Annotated in this window: 14 protein-coding genes; 6 read left to right on the top strand and 8 right to left on the bottom strand. The window is 47.7% G+C overall.

All coding sequences use genetic code 11. The features are described from left to right. Positions 1-61: 61 nt before the first annotated feature. The 8 genes from ACQEXR_RS09720 to ACQEXR_RS09685 form a co-directional block, all read right to left on the bottom strand. Positions 62-1,213: an ABC transporter permease gene (locus ACQEXR_RS09720; RefSeq protein WP_427020234.1), complete on the bottom strand. Its 1,152-nt coding sequence runs from the start codon at positions 1,211-1,213 to the stop codon at positions 62-64. Further along, positions 1,210-2,376, bottom strand: coding sequence for an ABC transporter permease (locus tag ACQEXR_RS09715; RefSeq protein ID WP_427020233.1), 1,167 nt, complete (start codon positions 2,374-2,376; stop codon positions 1,210-1,212). The genes ACQEXR_RS09720 and ACQEXR_RS09715 overlap by 4 nt, the downstream gene beginning before the upstream one ends. A gap of 14 nt (positions 2,377-2,390) precedes the next feature. After that, the gene (locus tag ACQEXR_RS09710) at positions 2,391-3,368 is read right to left on the bottom strand and encodes an HlyD family secretion protein (protein WP_427020232.1); all 978 of its coding nucleotides are present in this window, start codon (positions 3,366-3,368) and stop codon (positions 2,391-2,393) included. An 11-nt stretch (positions 3,369-3,379) separates the two neighbouring features. Next, positions 3,380-4,792 (bottom strand): TolC family protein, encoded by a 1,413-nt coding sequence (locus ACQEXR_RS09705; protein ID WP_426950648.1) that lies wholly within the window; start codon positions 4,790-4,792, stop codon positions 3,380-3,382. 118 nt (positions 4,793-4,910) lie between these two features. Then, positions 4,911-6,437: a tripartite tricarboxylate transporter permease gene (locus ACQEXR_RS09700; RefSeq protein ID WP_331417018.1), complete on the bottom strand. Its 1,527-nt coding sequence runs from the start codon at positions 6,435-6,437 to the stop codon at positions 4,911-4,913. A gap of 18 nt (positions 6,438-6,455) precedes the next feature. Further along, the gene (locus ACQEXR_RS09695) at positions 6,456-6,974 is read right to left on the bottom strand and encodes a tripartite tricarboxylate transporter TctB family protein (protein ID WP_427020231.1); all 519 of its coding nucleotides are present in this window, start codon (positions 6,972-6,974) and stop codon (positions 6,456-6,458) included. 203 nt (positions 6,975-7,177) lie between these two features. Next, on the bottom strand, positions 7,178-8,149 hold the full coding sequence (locus ACQEXR_RS09690; protein ID WP_331417020.1) for a tripartite tricarboxylate transporter substrate binding protein: 972 nt from the start codon (positions 8,147-8,149) through the stop codon (positions 7,178-7,180). Between the two features lie 308 nt (positions 8,150-8,457). Next, the gene (locus ACQEXR_RS09685) at positions 8,458-9,189 is read right to left on the bottom strand and encodes a hypothetical protein (protein ID WP_427020230.1); all 732 of its coding nucleotides are present in this window, start codon (positions 9,187-9,189) and stop codon (positions 8,458-8,460) included. Positions 9,190-9,525: 336 nt separating this feature from the next. Between ACQEXR_RS09685 and ACQEXR_RS09680 the strand changes: the two genes are divergently transcribed. From ACQEXR_RS09680 to ACQEXR_RS09655, 6 genes are all read left to right on the top strand, one after another. Beyond that, entirely contained in the window at positions 9,526-10,221 is a 696-nt protein-coding gene (locus tag ACQEXR_RS09680) for a GntR family transcriptional regulator (protein ID WP_269376801.1), read from the top strand. Positions 10,222-10,232: 11 nt separating this feature from the next. Beyond that, positions 10,233-11,129: a methylisocitrate lyase gene (gene prpB, locus ACQEXR_RS09675; protein ID WP_269376800.1), complete on the top strand. Its 897-nt coding sequence runs from the start codon at positions 10,233-10,235 to the stop codon at positions 11,127-11,129. Between the two features lie 111 nt (positions 11,130-11,240). Then, positions 11,241-12,383, top strand: coding sequence for a bifunctional 2-methylcitrate synthase/citrate synthase (gene prpC, locus ACQEXR_RS09670; protein WP_331417023.1), 1,143 nt, complete (start codon positions 11,241-11,243; stop codon positions 12,381-12,383). Positions 12,384-12,452: 69 nt separating this feature from the next. Further along, positions 12,453-15,050: a Fe/S-dependent 2-methylisocitrate dehydratase AcnD gene (acnD, locus tag ACQEXR_RS09665; protein ID WP_427020229.1), complete on the top strand. Its 2,598-nt coding sequence runs from the start codon at positions 12,453-12,455 to the stop codon at positions 15,048-15,050. Positions 15,051-15,059: 9 nt separating this feature from the next. Continuing rightward, positions 15,060-16,238: a 2-methylaconitate cis-trans isomerase PrpF gene (gene prpF / locus ACQEXR_RS09660; RefSeq protein ID WP_426950653.1), complete on the top strand. Its 1,179-nt coding sequence runs from the start codon at positions 15,060-15,062 to the stop codon at positions 16,236-16,238. 54 nt (positions 16,239-16,292) lie between these two features. Then, positions 16,293-18,170: a propionyl-CoA synthetase gene (locus ACQEXR_RS09655; RefSeq protein ID WP_427020228.1), complete on the top strand. Its 1,878-nt coding sequence runs from the start codon at positions 16,293-16,295 to the stop codon at positions 18,168-18,170. The last annotated feature ends 158 nt before the right edge of the window (positions 18,171-18,328 follow it).

Raw genomic sequence — 18,328 nt, 5'->3', positions numbered from 1 at the left:
GCACTAAGTCTCAATAAAAACGCCTCCAAACATGGAGGCGTTGTTGTTTTTACGTGCCGTGTTATCGACTTAAAGCAATACGCTGTTGGGCGGTATGTTTCTGATAGCTGTAATGGGCGAGAGCACACCAAGCGAATGCTTGAATCCACAGCTGACTATACAGCCCTCTGACCGTTTGCCAGTCACCACCCATTTGATTGATAGTCAGAAAGCTTTTAATTGCTGCTGTACTTGGAAATAGTTGAGCCAACCACACGATCGGGCTTGGAATCGCCTCAGTCGGCCAGATAAAACCGGCGCTGAAAACCAACGGCATCGAACTGATTAAAACCACTAGGGTCACTAATTCTCGTCGCGGTGTGACTGCACCAAGCCAGATACCAATCGCAGCTGAACCGAGCAAGAAAGGGAGCAGTAGCAAGATAATCTGACTTGCATGAGCGAGTTGATTCACTCCATGCATGGAAAAGCTGGCGCCAAAGTAGTACATACTCAAAAAGTAATAGATACCAATCAGCACTAGATAGCGTACAGAAAGTAATTTGAAAGGAGAAACTTGACTCCAATAACCTGTCCCATCGCGCTGACTACCGACCATCAAACCAGACGCCATTGCCAGAGTTTGCTGAAGAATTAGCACAAATACAGCCGGAACAACGTAGTCTACATAACCCATGGTTGGGTTAAAAGTCGGTTTTAAGTTCAATGTCGTGGCTGAATATTGATTGACGGCTTGTGAGAGTGGGTGTCCTTCAAGAACGAGTTTGGCCACTTTAGTTTGTGCAGATAATGTTCCGCCTGCTTGGGCTAAACCTTCTACAATTGTGCCGTACACTAAGAAATAAGAAGCATCGCCAGCGTAAGCAAGGGTTGGGCTTTTACCTAGCATCAAGTCTTTATAAAAATGCTCAGGAATCACCAAAATTCCACTGATCTCACCATTTAGAAACGCGGCGCGTGCATCTGCTATGGTGTGATCGCGCTGTACGACTTTAACCTGTGGTGTCGCGTCAACCATACGTTCAAGGTGATAACTGGTTTTGCTCTGGTCAAGATTGACGATACTAATCTTCTGTTCCCTTGGAGTCTGATGACTGTAGGGCAAAGGGTAGAGAAACGAGTAAAAAACAACGCCACCAAATACGGTCAGGACGACGACAGGATTCGTCAATATCGCTCTAATCTCTGATTTGACAAGTTCGAACAAGCTCATCGTTGCTCCTTACTTTGTGGCAATCCTGAATCGATGGAGAGATGCTTGTTAATCAGTAACATCACCATAAGCAATGGCACTGCGTAACCCAACATCGGCAGTAAATGTTGCAATGATGACATTGGCGGCAAACCATAACTGACCTGACTAACTTGCACCTCGATGTAGTGGCTGATTGGTAGTAGTGCTCTCCACGCCTGAGCAAGGCTGCTCATATCGGTCACAGGGAAGGTGATGCCCATGAAAGCGAAGCTAGGCGCGGTAAATGCTCCGGCAAAACTCATGGCACGAGCCGCATCTAAGGTGAGAAAGAAAAACAGGCTACCCATGATCATGCACGCGATAATCGTGACCCATTGAGCAAATACTAGGGTGACAAAGCTACCGTTCATCGGCCACTTAAAGCCGAGATAAAACCAGCATAGAAAGGCAAAACCTTGCAGTGCGAATACCCAACTGTACGGCAGTAGCGTGTTCAATAACGATTTGAATGGCTGAAGTTGTAGCCAAACTTTCAGCCCACGATCCCGAAGATTCGCTGACAGGATTAGGATGGTGCTGACGACAATAACGATTTGCCAAAGCGCAGGCACAACCGCAGAAACCAAAAACTGAGCGTAGTTGGAATTTTTGTTAAACAGTGGCGTAATTTGAGTTCTGATTGGCACAGCACTCGCCATTGCAGAAGCAAGAACATGGTGGTTGCCTTGAGCTAAGTTACCAATGGTACTTAGCTGGGCGTTAAATGTACCTTGAGCCTGTAAAAAAGCGGAGTTTACCAGTTTTCCTATAAGGATCATCTGGCTGTTGTAAAACACACTGACTTGCGGCGCCAACTGTTTGTATGTGTCTTGCTCAAAGTTGTATGGGATAACTGCATAGGCATAGATATCGCCTTGAACTAGCGCTTGTTTTGCATCACTGACACTTTGGTATTCGCGTTGAATCGCCATACTTGAGGTTGCATCGTAGTATCGAATCAACTGCTGTGACAACGCACCTTTATCCAGATTAACCACCCCAACAGGGAGATTTTGGGCTATTCCTTGCGAGAATATCGCCCAAATCATCACCGCAAGTAGAATAGGGATCCACGTCAGACTGGAGAGCAACCACTTGTCACGACGGATCACTGCTAACTGAGAGGTGTTGTGAATTTGCATATATTTTGCAACCGTTAGTCTAACTCGACGACTAAGCTCATTCCCATACGCAGCCCTTGCTGTGGCGTGGTAGGAATGGCTTCGACTTCAAAGGTGCGGAGATCAAACCCTTGTGAGGCATCAGTGGAGCGCCAGGTTGCGAAATCACCCATAACTGAAATGTGTGAGACCTTGAATTCCACTTGCTTATCAAGTGCTGGTAGGTAAGCGTTGAATGTGGCGCCTTTGTTGAAGTACTTCAGCCAGTCTTCTCTGACATTCAATACCGCCCATGAATCTGCTGTGTCAATCACAGTCACGACAGGAAAACCCTGAGGAGCAAGCTCACCACTTTGCAGCATAACTTGTGAAACCTCACCTTTGAACCAACTCTTGATGGTGGTGTCTTGTGCATAGGCTTCAACTTCGGCTACTGCGCCCGCCGCCATGCGAGCTTTTTCGGCTGCCGCAAGTTTGGTTTCACTACGCGCACCTTCCTGAGCCAGTTTGTACATCTGGTAAGCCGCACTTTCGGTGTATTTTGCCGCATCCCATTGAGTCTTAGCTTCATCGCGCTTTTGTTCGGCGACGACACCATCTTGATAGAGATTGTTAACGCGCAAGTAAGTCTTTTCCATTAACGCAGAAGCGGCTTTGGCTTTTTGCCATTGATCTTTAGCGGCTTGAATTTGCTGAATTCTGGCGCCTTTTTCAGCCTCCAACGCCATAGCATCAGCCGCTTTTTCACCCGCTTTCGCTTGTTCGAGTTTCGCTTCGATTTCAGGACTGTGTAGGGTGAAAATCAGGTCACCTTGTTTAACCTGATCGCCCTTACGGACCAAAACGTGATCAATGCGCCCCGGTACTTTGGAAGAGATGCTGTATTGCTGAGATTCAATCTGACCTTGCAAACGCACAGGTTTAGGCTGGTATGCTTGATAGAAACTATAGCCAATCCAAGATGCGACACCGAATGCAACGGCAGTGATCAGAAGTGGTTTTGCATTTTTCATCTTAGACCCTTTTATAAACGAGAAGTGTTGATAGCATTGTGTTGGTATTGGCTAAATGCGTCCATTTTGTTGGACAATGCCAGCAGTTTTGATAGCGAGATGAGGTAGTTAAAGCTCGCGACAGATTGCTGGGTTTGTACACTGGCCAGATAAAGCTGAGCATCAACCACGTCCGTTGATGTAGAAAGACCTTGAGAGAATGCGGTCTGACGAAGCTTAAGATTTTCGTTGGCCAAATCGAGACTTGAGGTTAATCCTTCCACCTCTTGCTGCGCTTGCAGAGCTTCAAGATAAGTTTTCTGGACAAGAACAGACAAGTCCTGCTTTGCTTGTGCTTTAAGGTAACGGACTTGAGAAACCGCACTGTGCGCGGCTTTTACTTGATCACTGCGACCTGAGTTTTCGATCAGCGGAATGTTGACTCCGACTCCCACCAACCAGTCCGGTTTCATTTGACTTGCCAATGAGTCGTCTTCGTGAAGACTATAATCGCCGTAAAGATAAACCTCTGGGTAGTACTTGCCTTGCTCTGCTTTGATCAAGCTTGATGCTTGCTTCTCTTTAGCGTCAAGTAGCGCTAAGCCAGGGTAAGTTGCCAGTGTCTGTTCGACAAATAGAGTTTGATCCGGCAAGTTCTGATTGACGAATAGCGTATCAGCGGGCTCAACGGTGGTGGTTTGGTTAAGGATTTTGGTCAATGCGGCGCGAGCAATTTCTAAACTCATTTGTGCCTTTTTGCGCTCAACCACTGCTTTGTCGAGGGCTGACTCTGCCTGAAGTCTTTCAACGCGAGCTATTTGCCCTTGTTGTTCCATCTTTACTGCATTGTCACGGTGTTGAGTGAGGCCTTGCTCGACAAGTTGGCGGGTTTTCACCACCTCTTGCGCCAGTACGACAGAAAAGTAATATTTACTCAAATCCTCAAAGCGCGCTTGTGTTTCCATCGCGAGTTCACTGCGGGCTTGATCTTTTTTGCCTTCCGCTGCCGATTGCGCAGCATTAATTCGACCACCAGTAAAAATAGGCCAAATAGCGCGAATTGAAGAAGTGAAGATGTCGCGTTCGCTGATGGTTGATGTCACACCACCTAGCTGGGAGATCAGTGGAGTGAGCATAGGACCAAGTACAGGGCCCAAATTTGGCAGTGCCTGACCGGTACTTTCAAAAAGTTGCTCACCAGAGACCGTGACGTCTTTGTCTAAACGAGTGAAATTGGCACCGATCGATACCGAGGGTAGATTGAGATTATCCGTTGCATTTTCGAGATGCTCATAACGTTCAACATTCGACCGTTGAGCCGCCAGTGAATAGTTCTCTTGCTGTAAGACCTGCCATGCTTGCTCAAAGCTTATGGCCGCAGAGTGCGAAACAGGGGAGTAGAGTCCAAGGCAACCAAGGAGCAGCGCAGCGGGACGCAACGACATAGTAATGTACCCTAATTGTTAAAAAATAGAGTTTATACTCTAGTGTGCAGTGTGGCAATCGCAACGCACAAAAAAGGGGGCCGAAGCCCCCAAAAACCAACATAGGAATGTTACTCAGTTATTGTTCGACCTTACTTGGGGTCGGTTTTAGCTTTTGCAACAGCTTGACTAACACTGGGCTAAACAGAACAAGAGTTGCTAGTACAGTGAAGACCAGAGTGATAGGACGTTCCCATAGGAAGCTCAGTTCACCATCACTAATCATTAGTGCTCGACGTAAGTTCTCTTCCATTAGACCGCCTAAGATGAAACCAAGTAGCAGCGGCGCTAACGGGAAGTTGGCTAATCGCAAAGCAATAGCCGCCATGGCAATCAACAGCATCACAAACACATCCATAGTGTTAAATGACACTAGGTACACACCCGTTATCGAGAAGAACAGAATCATTGGCAACAATACCGTTCTTGGCACTGCAAGCAGTTTAGAAATGTACGGGATCAATGGTAGGTTGAGAATAACCAGTACAATGTTACCAAAGTACATTGAGATGATAACTGACCAGAATACATCAGGGTGCTCTACAAACAGGCGAGGACCAGGTTGGATACCGTAAGCTATCAACGCACCTAGCATGATCGCAGTCGTACCTGAACCAGGAATACCCAGAGTGAGTAGCGGTACAAATGAACCGCTGGACGCCGCATTGTTTGCAGATTCTGGTGCCACCAAACCACGGATGCTACCTTTACCAAATTGTTCTTTTTTACCTTTTGGTGCAAGGTTTCGTTCCATACCGTAGCTAAGGAAAGCGGCAATTGTCGCGCCTGCACCTGGTAATACGCCTGTAAAGAAACCAAGAATTGATGAACGAATTGAGACGGGAGCGACTTCCTTGAACTCCTCTTTGGTCACTTTCATGCTACCAATGTTGCTCATCTTAGCTTGCTCTTCCGCGCTGGTATCATTCTCTGGCTTTAGAATGCCCATCAGCGTTTCGCCCAGTGCAAATGTTGCCATCGCGAGCAATAGGAAGCTGAAACCATCCATTAGATCGGTAAGACCAAATGTGAATCGCTCAACACCGACACCTTTATCGATGCCGACGGTTGATAGCATCAGGCCAAGCACAGTCATCATCCACGCTTTGATTACCTGACCTTTACCTGCAAAGGCTGCAACAGCCGATAGACCAAGTAGCATCAGTGCGAAGTAGTCCGAAGACTGGAAGCTAAGCGAAACGCTGGCTAGAGCAGGAGCGGCAACAAGCAGCATGATGGCAGATAGCGTACCGCCGGTGAACGACGAGTAAGCAGCGAGTGCAAGCGCTTTACCAGCCTGACCTTTCTGAGCCATAGGGTAGCCGTCAAATGCGGTTACAACAGTTGAGGAACAGCCTGGCGCGTTGATCAGAATGGATGAAGTTGAGCCACCAAATACGGCACCGTAGTAAACACCTGCCATCAGGATCAGACCTGACGAAGGGTCTAAACCGTAAGTGATAGGTATCATTAGCGCGATTGCAGAAATAGGGCCGAGACCCGGCAGCATGCCAATAAAGGTACCGACGAAACAACCAACGATCACCATCATGATGTTCATTGGCATTACGGCAGTAGATAGGCCTTGTAAGATTCCATCTAACATAATGTCATTTCCTATAAATTACGACCACAAGCTGAAAATAACACCAGGCTCTAAGTAGATATCTAGGCCTTGGGTAAGAAGTAGGTAGAACGCAATAACAAATGGGAAAGAGGCACCAAGCAACACTTTCACACGACGTTCACCTAACAAATAGAAGCCAGCCAGCAAGAACAGACTGGTTGCTAACACAAATCCGATGTACGTCAGACCGACGCCATAAAGTGACATTAACACTAAGAAGCCAATCAGCAGTTTCCATTTGAATTCAAGCACAGCTCCACTTTTAACATCAGGTTGACCCGTAACGAGCAGGATCAAAGAGAGTCCAACGCCAATAAAGGTCAATATGGTTGGTAAAGTACGAGCGGTGAACGGTTCATACTCATCACCAGGGAACATTGGGATTTGGGACGTTTGGTAGCCGTAGCAAAGGCAGACGATTAAAAAAATCATCGCACCGACACGGTCACGGCATAGGAGATTCTCTTTAGAGAAAAAGCTCCCGTTTTTGAAAGAATTCGTTGGCAAGTCCGACATATCCAACTCCATAAACGTAACAGGCAGGGGAAATAAAAAGCCGTACAAGAGAGTTAATGAGCATGTTTCACTAACAAATAAGCCATTTGCTGCTAGTCAAGGAGGCTTAACTGTTTATACATAAACAGAGGAGATTGTTTGTTACTCATGTACGGCGAAAGGGGAAGAGGGTGAGTTGTTCACCCTCAAACTAGGTTAAAAATCTATTTCAGGAAGCCTAGCTCACGCATTAGGTCGCCCATTTGCTTCTCTTGATCTTCAAGGAAAGCGTAGAATTCTTTGTCTGCTTTGTAGTTGTCGATCCAGCCGTTACGGTCACGAACCACTTTCCACTCATCCGTTTTGTACATCTTAGTAAGTGCTGCGTTCCACTCGTCGATCTTCGCTTGGCTAGCACCTGGTGCTGCAAAGAATCCACGCCAGTTAGCAAACACAGTTTCGTTGCCGTATTCCGTTAGTGTTGGGATATCTGGAGCCACTTCTAGACGCTTAGGAGCGGTGACAGCAAGAATTTTAACCTGACCAGATTTCGACATTTCTAGTACTTCGCCCAGACCAGTAGAAAGAAGCTGAGTTTCACCAGAAAGTAGAGCAGCCATTGCTTTACCGCCTGCATCGTACGCAATGTAACGTACTTTCTTCGCGTCGAAGCCTTCACCTTTGAATGCAGCAGCAACCACTAGGTGGTCCATACTGCCTCGTGCTGAACCGCCAGCAATTTTCACTTTACGTGGGTTCGACTCGAAATCTTTAACTACGTCTTCCCAAGTGTTGTAGCCAGAGTCAACGGCCGTCACTATTGCACCATAGTCGGCGATTGTTGCTGCAACTGGAGTTAGGTCGCGGAATGATTGAGGGAAAATACCAGTCAACGAACGAACGACGATCGGTGTAGAGTTAACCATCAGAGTATCTTCTTGACGCTGTGCTGTTTCGATTAGGTGTGCAATCGCTTTACCGCCGCCGCCACCAGATAGGTTCTGGAATGAGACATTTTCAACGATGTCAGATTTAACAAGAACATCGCCTGTACCACGAGCTGTCATGTCCCAGCCACCACCAGCGCCACCAGGGATTAGAAAGTGGATTTTCTCAACATCTGCTGCAAAAGCGTTGAAAGAAAAAGACGCAGCGATGATGGATGCTGCCAGTGTTGGTTTGAGTACCTTAAACATGATTCACGTTCCTTATGTGTACGCCTGTTCTTCATTGAGAACTGGCTTATCGTTATCAATTATCTGCTACCAAGGAAGGGATACTTGCTAGTAGATGAACATAAGGTTAATAGTGTGTTAAAACTTTGTCTGTAATGCGTTGATAAAAACAATATTGGGCATTTTGGTGGTTTTGTTCATAAAGTTCACGGCATGACGTCGTCAACCAAAAGTCGGCAAAACTGAGAAATAGGCAAGCCAGAGCCAAATCGATTAAGGTCAGTTGCTGATCCTTTTGTCACAATCGCTTGGCTATTAACCACGATAGCTTATTGGCTATCCACTATCAGTAGTTTGGCTGTGCGATAAGCGAAAGCCATGCTTTCCACTTCGTTTGGTCGCTGGATGAGATGATCGACAGAAGGAAGTACGACAAAGAACACCAGTGGTTCTGGATAGATGTACTTCCACGTATGGTCACTAGAGGACTTTTTGTATGCCTTGAGATTGATGGTCAGTACCAATTGTTCAGGGGCGAGTCTACTGCCTTTAAATTTACCCAGCTCGTGAACGGCTCCCCACAGAGAGTCTAATGAACGCTCATGGGTACTCTTGAGAAACATCTCTAACTGTAATGTATTCTGTTCATTCTGTTTTATCGTGCTAATGCGTTGGGTGAAACGTAGTCCTTGTTGAAAAGGGAGGTAATCTAGGGAATTGTCGACAATCTGATTTTGCTGTGGGCATAGCTGAACAGAATCGCTGGCTTGTTGGCTTGCATAAAGTTCACAGCTGAACTGTTTGATTATCTCTTCTAAAGCTAGATGAAATTGCTCACTTTTTAGATCTTCTACCGTCACCGCTTGGTTTTCTATCGCTTCAGCGAAGATCTTCTCGAAAGACTGATTCACACTGTGTTTGTCTTCAACCAGCACGAACTCGTTATGCACAATCGCCGCTTTGAGCACATTGTTCGATTCGATAACAGTGATGTCATCATCTGAGTACGTTACGTCTCGTATCTGGGGATAGTAGGGCTGACGTTCTGCTGGAGAAAACATCGAGCAACCAGCCAAAGTAACTACTGTTAACCCTAATAGTATGGTTTTAACCTTACCAACGCGCATAAGCCTTTGTCGTTATTTATTGGTGAATGTATCTAGGATACTAATTGTATGCTGACTGAGAGTCATTGATATCCTTGCAATAATGTTGCCCTAGGTCACGTCACCGTTTTTCTTTGCCTTTGTGTGCTTATCTCATTACTGGCATTTAGCCTACTACCTTAGTCTAAATTGTCGACAATCTACTTGATTGTCGACAATATAATGGTCTATTTTAATTCTGTACCAACAAATTGTAGACAGTCTGCTGTCGTTAGCGTGAGTAATTCAGATATGAACCTAGAACTTAAATCTCGTCGTAAAGAAGGCGCGGCCGAAAAAGAGAATACTAAGTCTGAGACGCTGACAGAGTCTTTGGTCGAGGCGATAGTCAATGGCGATATTGCACCAGGCAGTAAAATCTCTGAGCCGGAACTGGCAAAGAGTTATCAAGTTAGCCGTGGCCCGTTGCGTGAAGCGATCATGCGCCTTGAGGGATTAGGTTTGATTGAGCGCATTCCTCATGTCGGTGCACGTGTGATTACCTTCTCTCCCGAAAAACTTATCGAGCTCTATTCAGTGCGAGAAGCTCTAGAAGGGATGGCAGCTCGTTTAGCCGCTAGGCATATTACAGCTGAAGAGTTGGCGGGCCTTGAAGCCGTTTTGTCGACACATTCAAATCATATTGATGAAGTCGAAGGCGCGTCCTATTTTCACCAGCACGGTGATTTCGACTTTCACTACCGAATCATTTTAGCCAGTCGCAACAGCCAGCTGATTTCGTTGTTATGCGATGAGCTTTACCACTTACTGCGCATGTACCGCTATCAGTCACCGCGAGCACAGTCTCGTCCGGTAGAAGCGTTGGATGAGCACAAATACATTTTACAGGCGATCCGTAACCGTGATGAAGAGTTGGCTGAAATGCTAATGCGTCGTCATATTTCTGGAAGCCGCACACTGATTGAACAACAAATCCTAAGGGACTAGAGGAAACAGTCATGAGTTTATCTCAAGGGGCGAAGTTCAGACTTGCCGTCGAGCAAAATAACCCACTTCAAATCGTCGGAACGATTAATCCGTACTGCGCCATGATGGCGAAAAACTTAGGTCATCAGGCGATTTACTTGTCAGGTGGCGGTATCGCCAATGCTTCGTATGGTTTGCCTGATCTGGGTATCACCACTCTAAACGATGTTTTGGTTGATGTAGAGCGTATTACAAACGCATGCGACTTACCGTTACTGGTTGATATCGATACCGGTTTTGGTGGAGCGTTTAACATCGCGCGTACCATCAAAGCGATGGAGAAGGCCGGTGCTGGTGCGGTACATATGGAAGACCAAGTTGCTCAAAAGCGTTGTGGTCACCGACCGAATAAAGCGATCGTTAGCCAGCAGGAGATGGTCGACCGAGTCAAAGCGGCCGTTGACGCTCGCAACGATGAAAGCTTTGTCATCATGGCACGCACCGACGCCTTGGCTGTGGAAGGTATCGACAGTGCGATAGAGCGTGCTATCGCTTGTGTGGAAGCTGGGGCGGATATGATTTTCCCCGAGGCGATGAACAAACTAGAGCAGTACGTTCAGTTTTCTCAAGCGTTAGAGCAGGCGACGGGCAGACATGTTCCAATCCTGGCCAACATTACTGAATTTGGCCAAACGCCTTTGTATGGTTGTGAAGAGCTGGCTAAGTCGCGAGTGGATATGGTGCTTTACCCGTTAAGTGCGTTCCGAGCGATGAACAAGGCGGCGGAAACCGTCTACAAACACTTGTTGGAAGTAGGGAACCAAGAAGCGCTCACGGAATCCATGCAGACGCGCAAAGAGCTCTACGCTCACCTCAAATATCACGATTATGAAGATAAGCTGGATCAGCTATTTTCAGAAGGAAAATAATCACTCGGAAGCCCAGGAAAACGAATTCGGAATTAATCCAATAACGTGAAATCGTCGGCTATCAAATCGCTCCGCTAAAGAGAGCAGTAGCCGATGGAAAAGGAGTTCAAAATGTCTCAAGCATCAAACAAAACAGCAGAGTTAGGCGGCGCAGGCCTACGTGGTCAGAGCGCAGGTAGCACGGCTTTGTGTACTGTCGGAAAAACGGGTACAGGATTGACGTATCGTGGTTACGACATTACCGACCTAGCGAACAATGCGCAGTTCGAAGAAGTTGCACACTTATTGTTACGCGGTCACCTTCCAACTCAAACAGAACTGGATGAATACAAAACACGCCTCATCAGTTTACGTGGCCTGCCAGCAGAGCTAAAGCAGGCACTGGAGTTGATCCCAGCCTCTGCGCATCCGATGGATGTTATGCGCACAGGTTGTTCTGTGCTGGGCAACTTGGAGCAAGAAACCAGCTTTGATGAGCAGGTTGCTGCGACAGAACGTATGCTAGCGCTGTTTCCTGCCATTATTTGTTACTGGTATCGCTTTAGTCACGACGGTGTGCGCATAGACACGGCAGATCAGTCTGAGACTTGTATCGGTGGCTACTTCCTTAAAATGTTGACAGATAAAACACCCACAGACATGCACAAGCAGGTGATGCACTGCTCATTGATTTTATATGCAGAGCATGAGTTCAATGCGTCGACGTTTGCGGCGCGGGTGTGTGCATCAACATTGTCCGATTTGCATTCATGTATCACGGCGGCTATCGGCACATTGCGTGGGCCACTTCACGGTGGTGCGAATGAAGCGGCTATGGAGATGATTGAGGATTGGCAAACGCCTGATGAAGCTGAAGCTAATATCATGCAGATGTTAGCCAATAAGGACAAGATCATGGGCTTTGGTCATGCGATCTACCGTGAGAGTGACCCTCGTAACGCACTGATCAAACGTTGGTCAAAAGAGCTCTCACAGGCTGTGGGCGATACTCATTTGTACGCGGTTTCCGAGCGCGTAGAAGCGGTAATGAAGCGCGAGAAAGGATTATTCTGTAATGCCGATTTCTTCCATGCTTCGGCGTACCACTTTATGGACATCCCAACCAAACTGTTTACGCCAATCTTTGTGATGAGCCGTTTAACTGGCTGGGCAGCGCATGTTTACGAACAGCGTGCAAACAACCGCATCATCCGTCCGAGCGCGGATTATACAGGCCCTGATCATCAAGATTGGGTACCAATCGAAAACAGGTAGCCCCACAAAAACTGCTCCCTCGCAGTTTGAGGGAGCGAAGAAAAACGATTTACCTGAATGGAAGCCGCTATGACTGTTAACACCCAATATCGCAAACCGCTTCCGGGAACTCATCTTGATTTTTATGATGCCCGAGAAGCTGTCAATGCCCTTTGTGAAGGGGCATATGAAACATTACCCTATACTTCACGTGTCCTTGCCGAACAGCTAGTTCGTCGCTGTGATCCAGACACGCTAACTCAAAGCCTGCAACAGATTATCCAACGCAAGCGTGATCATGATTTTCCTTGGTATCCCGCTCGTGTTGTATGCCATGACATTCTTGGTCAAACGGCATTGGTCGATCTGGCTGGTCTTCGCGATGCCATTGCAAAGCAAGGCGGCGATCCTGCCAAAGTCAATCCAGTGGTTGAAACTCAGTTGATTGTTGACCACTCGTTAGCCGTTGAGCACGCGGGTTTTGAACCTGATGCATTTGAGAAGAACCGAGCAATCGAAGAGCGCCGTAACGAAGATCGCTTCCATTTCATTGAGTGGTGTAAAACCGCATTTGAGAACGTCAGCGTGATCCCTGCTGGTAACGGCATCATGCACCAAATCAATCTAGAAAAAATGTCTCCGGTTGTTCAAACAAAAGACGGCATTGCCTATCCCGATACCTGTGTTGGTACCGATAGCCATACTCCACATGTCGATGCTCTTGGTGTTATCGCGATTGGTGTGGGTGGTTTGGAAGCCGAAACGGTCATGCTGGGTCGCCCTTCAATGATGAGATTGCCAGATATCGTTGGTGTGAAGTTGATTGGTAAACGTCAGCCGGGCATCACGGCGACGGATATTGTCTTAGCGATTACAGAGTTCTTGCGCACAGAACGGGTTGTTTCATCCTACTTGGAGTTTTTCGGAGAGGGTGCTCGAGACCTTACTATTGGTGATAGAGCAACGATCTCGAACATGACGCCTGAATATGGGGCAACAGCAGGTATGTTCTACATCGACGAGCAGACCATTAACTACCTTAAGTTAACTGGTCGTGATGACGAACAAGTGGCTCTGGTTGAACAATACGCAAAACAGACGGGTTTATGGGCTGATGATTTAGAAAGCGCGCAATATGAACGTGTATTGGAATTCGATTTATCAAAGGTCAGCCGCAATATGGCCGGTCCATCGAACCCACACCGCAGATTGCCAACATCGGAATTAACCCAGCGTGGAATTGCGATGTCACCAGCAGAGCAGCCGAAGGTTGAAGATGGTCAGTTACCAGACGGTGCCGTGATCATTGCTGCGATTACGTCGTGTACTAACACCAGTAACCCGCGCAACGTGGTCGCGGCTGGTTTGGTGGCGAAAAAAGCCAACCAGTTGGGGCTTGTTCGCAAACCTTGGGTTAAATCATCGTTCGCGCCGGGTTCTAAAGTTGCCAAACTCTATCTTGAGGACGCTGGTCTGCTTCCTGAGCTGGAGAAGCTCGGATTTGGGATTGTCGCGTATGCCTGTACTACTTGTAATGGGATGAGTGGCGCGCTCAACCCAGATATTCAACAAGAGATCATCGATCGCGATGTCTATACGACGGCAGTGCTGTCAGGTAACAGAAACTTCGATGGCCGTATTCATCCTTATGCTAAGCAGGCCTTCTTAGCGTCGCCTCCTTTGGTTGTTGCTTATGCCTTAGCCGGAACGATGCGTTTCGATATTGAACGTGATTCGCTAGGTAATGATCAAAATGGCAATCCTATCTACCTCAGTGACCTTTGGCCAAGTGATGAAGAAATTGACGCAGTTGTTGGCAAGCATGTAAAACCCGAGCAGTTCAAGCAGGTTTACATCCAGATGTTCAAACTTAATGATGAACAACGTAACAGCAATCCTCTTTATGACTGGCGTGAGAAGAGCACATATATCCGTCGTCCTCCATACTGGGAAGGGGCGTTAGCGGGAGAACGCACGTTATCAGGCATGCGTCCGCTGGCGGTATTGGGCGACAACATCACAACGGATCACTTGTCACCTTCGAACGCAATTTTGGCAAGCAGTGCGGCTGGAGAATATCTCGCCTCCATGGATGTTCCTGAGGAGGACTTTAACTCCTACGCGACGCACCGTGGCGACCACCTTACCGCGCAACGGGCAACTTTTGCCAATCCGAAACTGTTTAATGAAATGGTCAAGGAGAATGGTGAAGTTGTACAAGGCTCGTTAGCGCGAATCGAACCGGATGGCAAAGTGACACGCATGTGGGAAGCGATTGAAACTTACATGAATCGTAAGCAACCACTGATTATTGTTGCTGGTGCGGACTACGGCCAAGGCTCTTCTCGCGACTGGGCTGCTAAAGGGGTTCGCCTTGCGGGTGTCGAAGCAATTGTTGCTGAAGGTTTCGAACGTATTCACCGAACCAACTTAGTGGGTATGGGCGTCTTGCCGCTGCAATTCAAACAGGGGACAGACCGCAAAACTCTTGAGCTTGATGGCTGTGAATTGTACGACGTAATCGGTGAGATCAAGCCGGGAGCGGATCTGGCACTTGTCGTTACTCGCGCAAACGGTGAGAAATTTGATGTGCCTGTGACATGCCGATTAGATACGGCTGACGAGGTTAATGTCTACAATGCTGGCGGCGTATTGCAACGCTTTGCTCAAGACTTCTTAGCTCAGTAGGTGACGGTCATGAAACTACGTCAGATTAAAGTACCCGCCACTTATATGCGTGGCGGAACCAGCAAAGGGGTGTTTTTCAGTCTGCAAGACCTGCCGTTGGAAGCTCAACAGCCCGGTGAAGCGCGTGACCGTCTGCTAATGCGTGTCATTGGCAGCCCTGATGCTTACGCTAAGCAAATTGATGGCATGGGCGGAGCAACGTCTAGCACCAGTAAAACGGTGATCGTTTCTAAGAGTGAAAAACCGCAACACGATGTTGACTATCTATTTGGTCAGGTTGCGATAGATAAGCCGTTTGTCGATTGGAGCGGTAACTGTGGCAATTTGTCTGCGGCCGTTGGCCCGTTTGCGATCCATGCAGGGCTAGTCGACCCTGAACGCATCCCTGACAATGGTATTGCTGTTGTCAGAGTGTGGCAGGCAAACATCGGCAAGACGATAGTGATTCACGTGCCGATTGTTGATGGGCAAGTGCAGGAGCTTGGGGAGTTTGAGCTAGACGGCGTGACCTTCCCAGCAGCGGAGATTCAGGTTGATTTTATGCAGCCAGGGGACAGCTCAGGCAGTATGTTTCCGACCGGCAATGTTATTGATGAACTCAATGTACCGTCGGTTGGTAGTTTCGAAGCGACGATGATCAATGCGGGTATTCCAACCATCTTTATTGATGCTCATGCCCTTGGCTATACAGGCAGTGAGCTTCAGCAAGACATTAACAATGATCAAGATGCTTTGGAGCGTTTTGAAACAATTAGAGCATATGGTGCGCTAAAGATGGGTTTGATTGACTCAGTCGAACAAGCACAAGCGAGACAACACACGCCGAAAGTGGCCTTTGTCAGTGAGGCGAAAACGTATGTTTCTTCGAGCGGTAAAGTGGTTGAAGAGCAACAGATTGATCTGCTGGTCCGTGCTCTGTCAATGGGCAAGTTGCACCACGCGATGATGGGCACAGCGGCGGTCGCCATTGCTTCCGCTGCATGTGTACCAGGTACGATAGTAAACAGAGCCGCAGGAGGGGGGGAGCGTGAGTCGGTCACATTTGGTCACCCTTCTGGCACTTTGAAAGTAGGTGCTAAGGCGAGCGAGAGCGACAACGGATGGCTCGTTGAAAAAGCGGTTATGAGCCGAAGTGCTCGAATCATTATGGAGGGATTTGTGTACGTACCCTCCGATGTCTTTGCGTAGTTGACTGAATCTGACTACCTACAAGCAATGTCGAGACATACTGGAGGAAGCAATATGTCTGCATATGAAAAAGAATATCAATGGGCCCTCAATCAACCACAAGCGTTTTGGGGGGCACAGGCAAAACAGATCGATTGGTTCAAAGCACCGGAAACCATATTGGCGAACGACGAGAATGGTGTAGAGCGTTGGTTCCCCGATGGGCTACTGAATACCTCGTGGCTTGCACTGGATTATCACTGTGAGCAGGGGCGTGGTGAACAAACTGCACTCATTTATGATTCTCCGGTCACTGACACCAAGCGAAGCTACAGCTACCGTGAGTTACGTGATCAGGTGGCAAAAATCGCTGGCATGCTTGCTCAGCAGGGCGTTGAAAAGGGCGATCGCGTTGTTATTTACATGCCGATGATACCTGAAGCGGCAATGGCGATGCTCGCTTGTGCTCGTCTTGGTGCTATTCATTCGGTGGTATTTGGCGGATTCGCTGCCAATGAACTTGCGGTGCGTTTGGAAGATGCTGAGCCCAAAGTCGTTATGACAGCCTCGTGCGGAATTGAAGTGAACAAAGTCATTCCATACAAACCATTGGTCGATAAAGCGATCATGGACAGCCGTTGGAAGCCTGAGCACGTCATTGTACTGCAAAGGTCTCAGTGTGAAGCTTCTCTAGAGAGTGAACGTGATATTGATTGGCACAAAGCGTATCAAACTGCGTTGCCATATGCTTGCGTTCCTGTTCTGGCAACGGATCCGCTCTATATCCTTTACACATCGGGCACAACGGGCAAACCAAAAGGGGTTGTTCGAGACAATGGCGGTCATGCGGTCGCGATGAAGTACTCAATGACCTCCATCTACAACATCCCACAAGATGGCGTGTTTTGGGCAGCATCTGATGTGGGTTGGGTGGTTGGTCACTCTTATATTGTGTACGCGCCACTGATTCATGGCTGTACCACGGTGCTGTTTGAAGGCAAACCAGTGCGTACTCCAGATCCTGGTGCCTTCTGGCGAGTGTGCGAAGAGCACAAGGTTGATGTGTTGTTCTCAGCGCCAACCGCGTTTCGTGCGATTAAGAAGGAAGATCCAGATGGTCACTTCATTAAGCAGTTCGACCTATCAAAATTAACCACAATCTTTATGGCCGGTGAGCGCCTAGATCCACCAACATTGGAGTGGGTGGAAAGCAAGGCCGACAAGCCAGTGATTGACCATTGGTGGCAGACTGAAACAGGTTGGGCAATTGCCGGAAACCCGACGGGTATTGAGATGATGCCAGTGAAAGCGGGCTCAGCGACTAAACCTATTCCAGGATATCAAGTTGAGATCCTTAATGAGCTTGGCGAGGCTGTTGAGGCGAATCAACAGGGCTTTGTTGCTTTGAAGCGCCCACTGCCACCAAGCTGTTTGCCAACGGTGTGGCGTAACCATGACCGTTTTGAATCGGGTTATTTAAGCCAGTTCCCAGGCTACTATGTTTCTGGTGATGGTGGCTATCTCGATGAAGAGGGCTACCTATTCATTATGGGGCGTATCGATGACGTGATTAACGTTGCGGGACACCGTCTATCAACCGGTGAGATGGAAGAGATAGTTGGCGGCCACCCTGCAATTGCCGAATGCGCTGTCGTTGGCGTGCATGATGACTTAAAAGGTCAGTTACCTCTTGGTCTCGTCGTACTTAAAGATGGTGTGAAAGTTGATGATGCACAACTCGAAGGTGAATTGATCAATAAGGTACGCGAACAGATTGGTGCGGTAGCCTGCTTTAAACACGCGCTGGTGGTTGAGCGTTTACCTAAAACACGTTCTGGTAAGATTCTACGTCGTACCATTCGCCAGATTGCTGATGGTGAGCAATACACGGTACCATCAACCATTGATGATCCAACAAGTCTAGAAGAGATAGAAAAAGCACTTCACTCTTAGTTGGCGCACCTTACGTAGTTTAAGCCCCTCATACAAAGGCAACTCCTATCACTTAACGTGTTCGCAACGCACTGGATAGCAAACCATACTGTTGCGAACGACCCCTCTGTAGCAGTGGGGTATTTTCTGATTTTTCATCATTTGTGATGGTTCACAGT

This window comes from Vibrio sp. TRT 2004 (genome assembly GCF_050113735.1).
Taxonomy (GTDB): Bacteria; Pseudomonadota; Gammaproteobacteria; order Enterobacterales; family Vibrionaceae; genus Vibrio.
The sequence above is the reverse complement of the archived record's forward strand: the minus strand, read 5'-3'. Positions and strand labels throughout refer to the sequence as shown.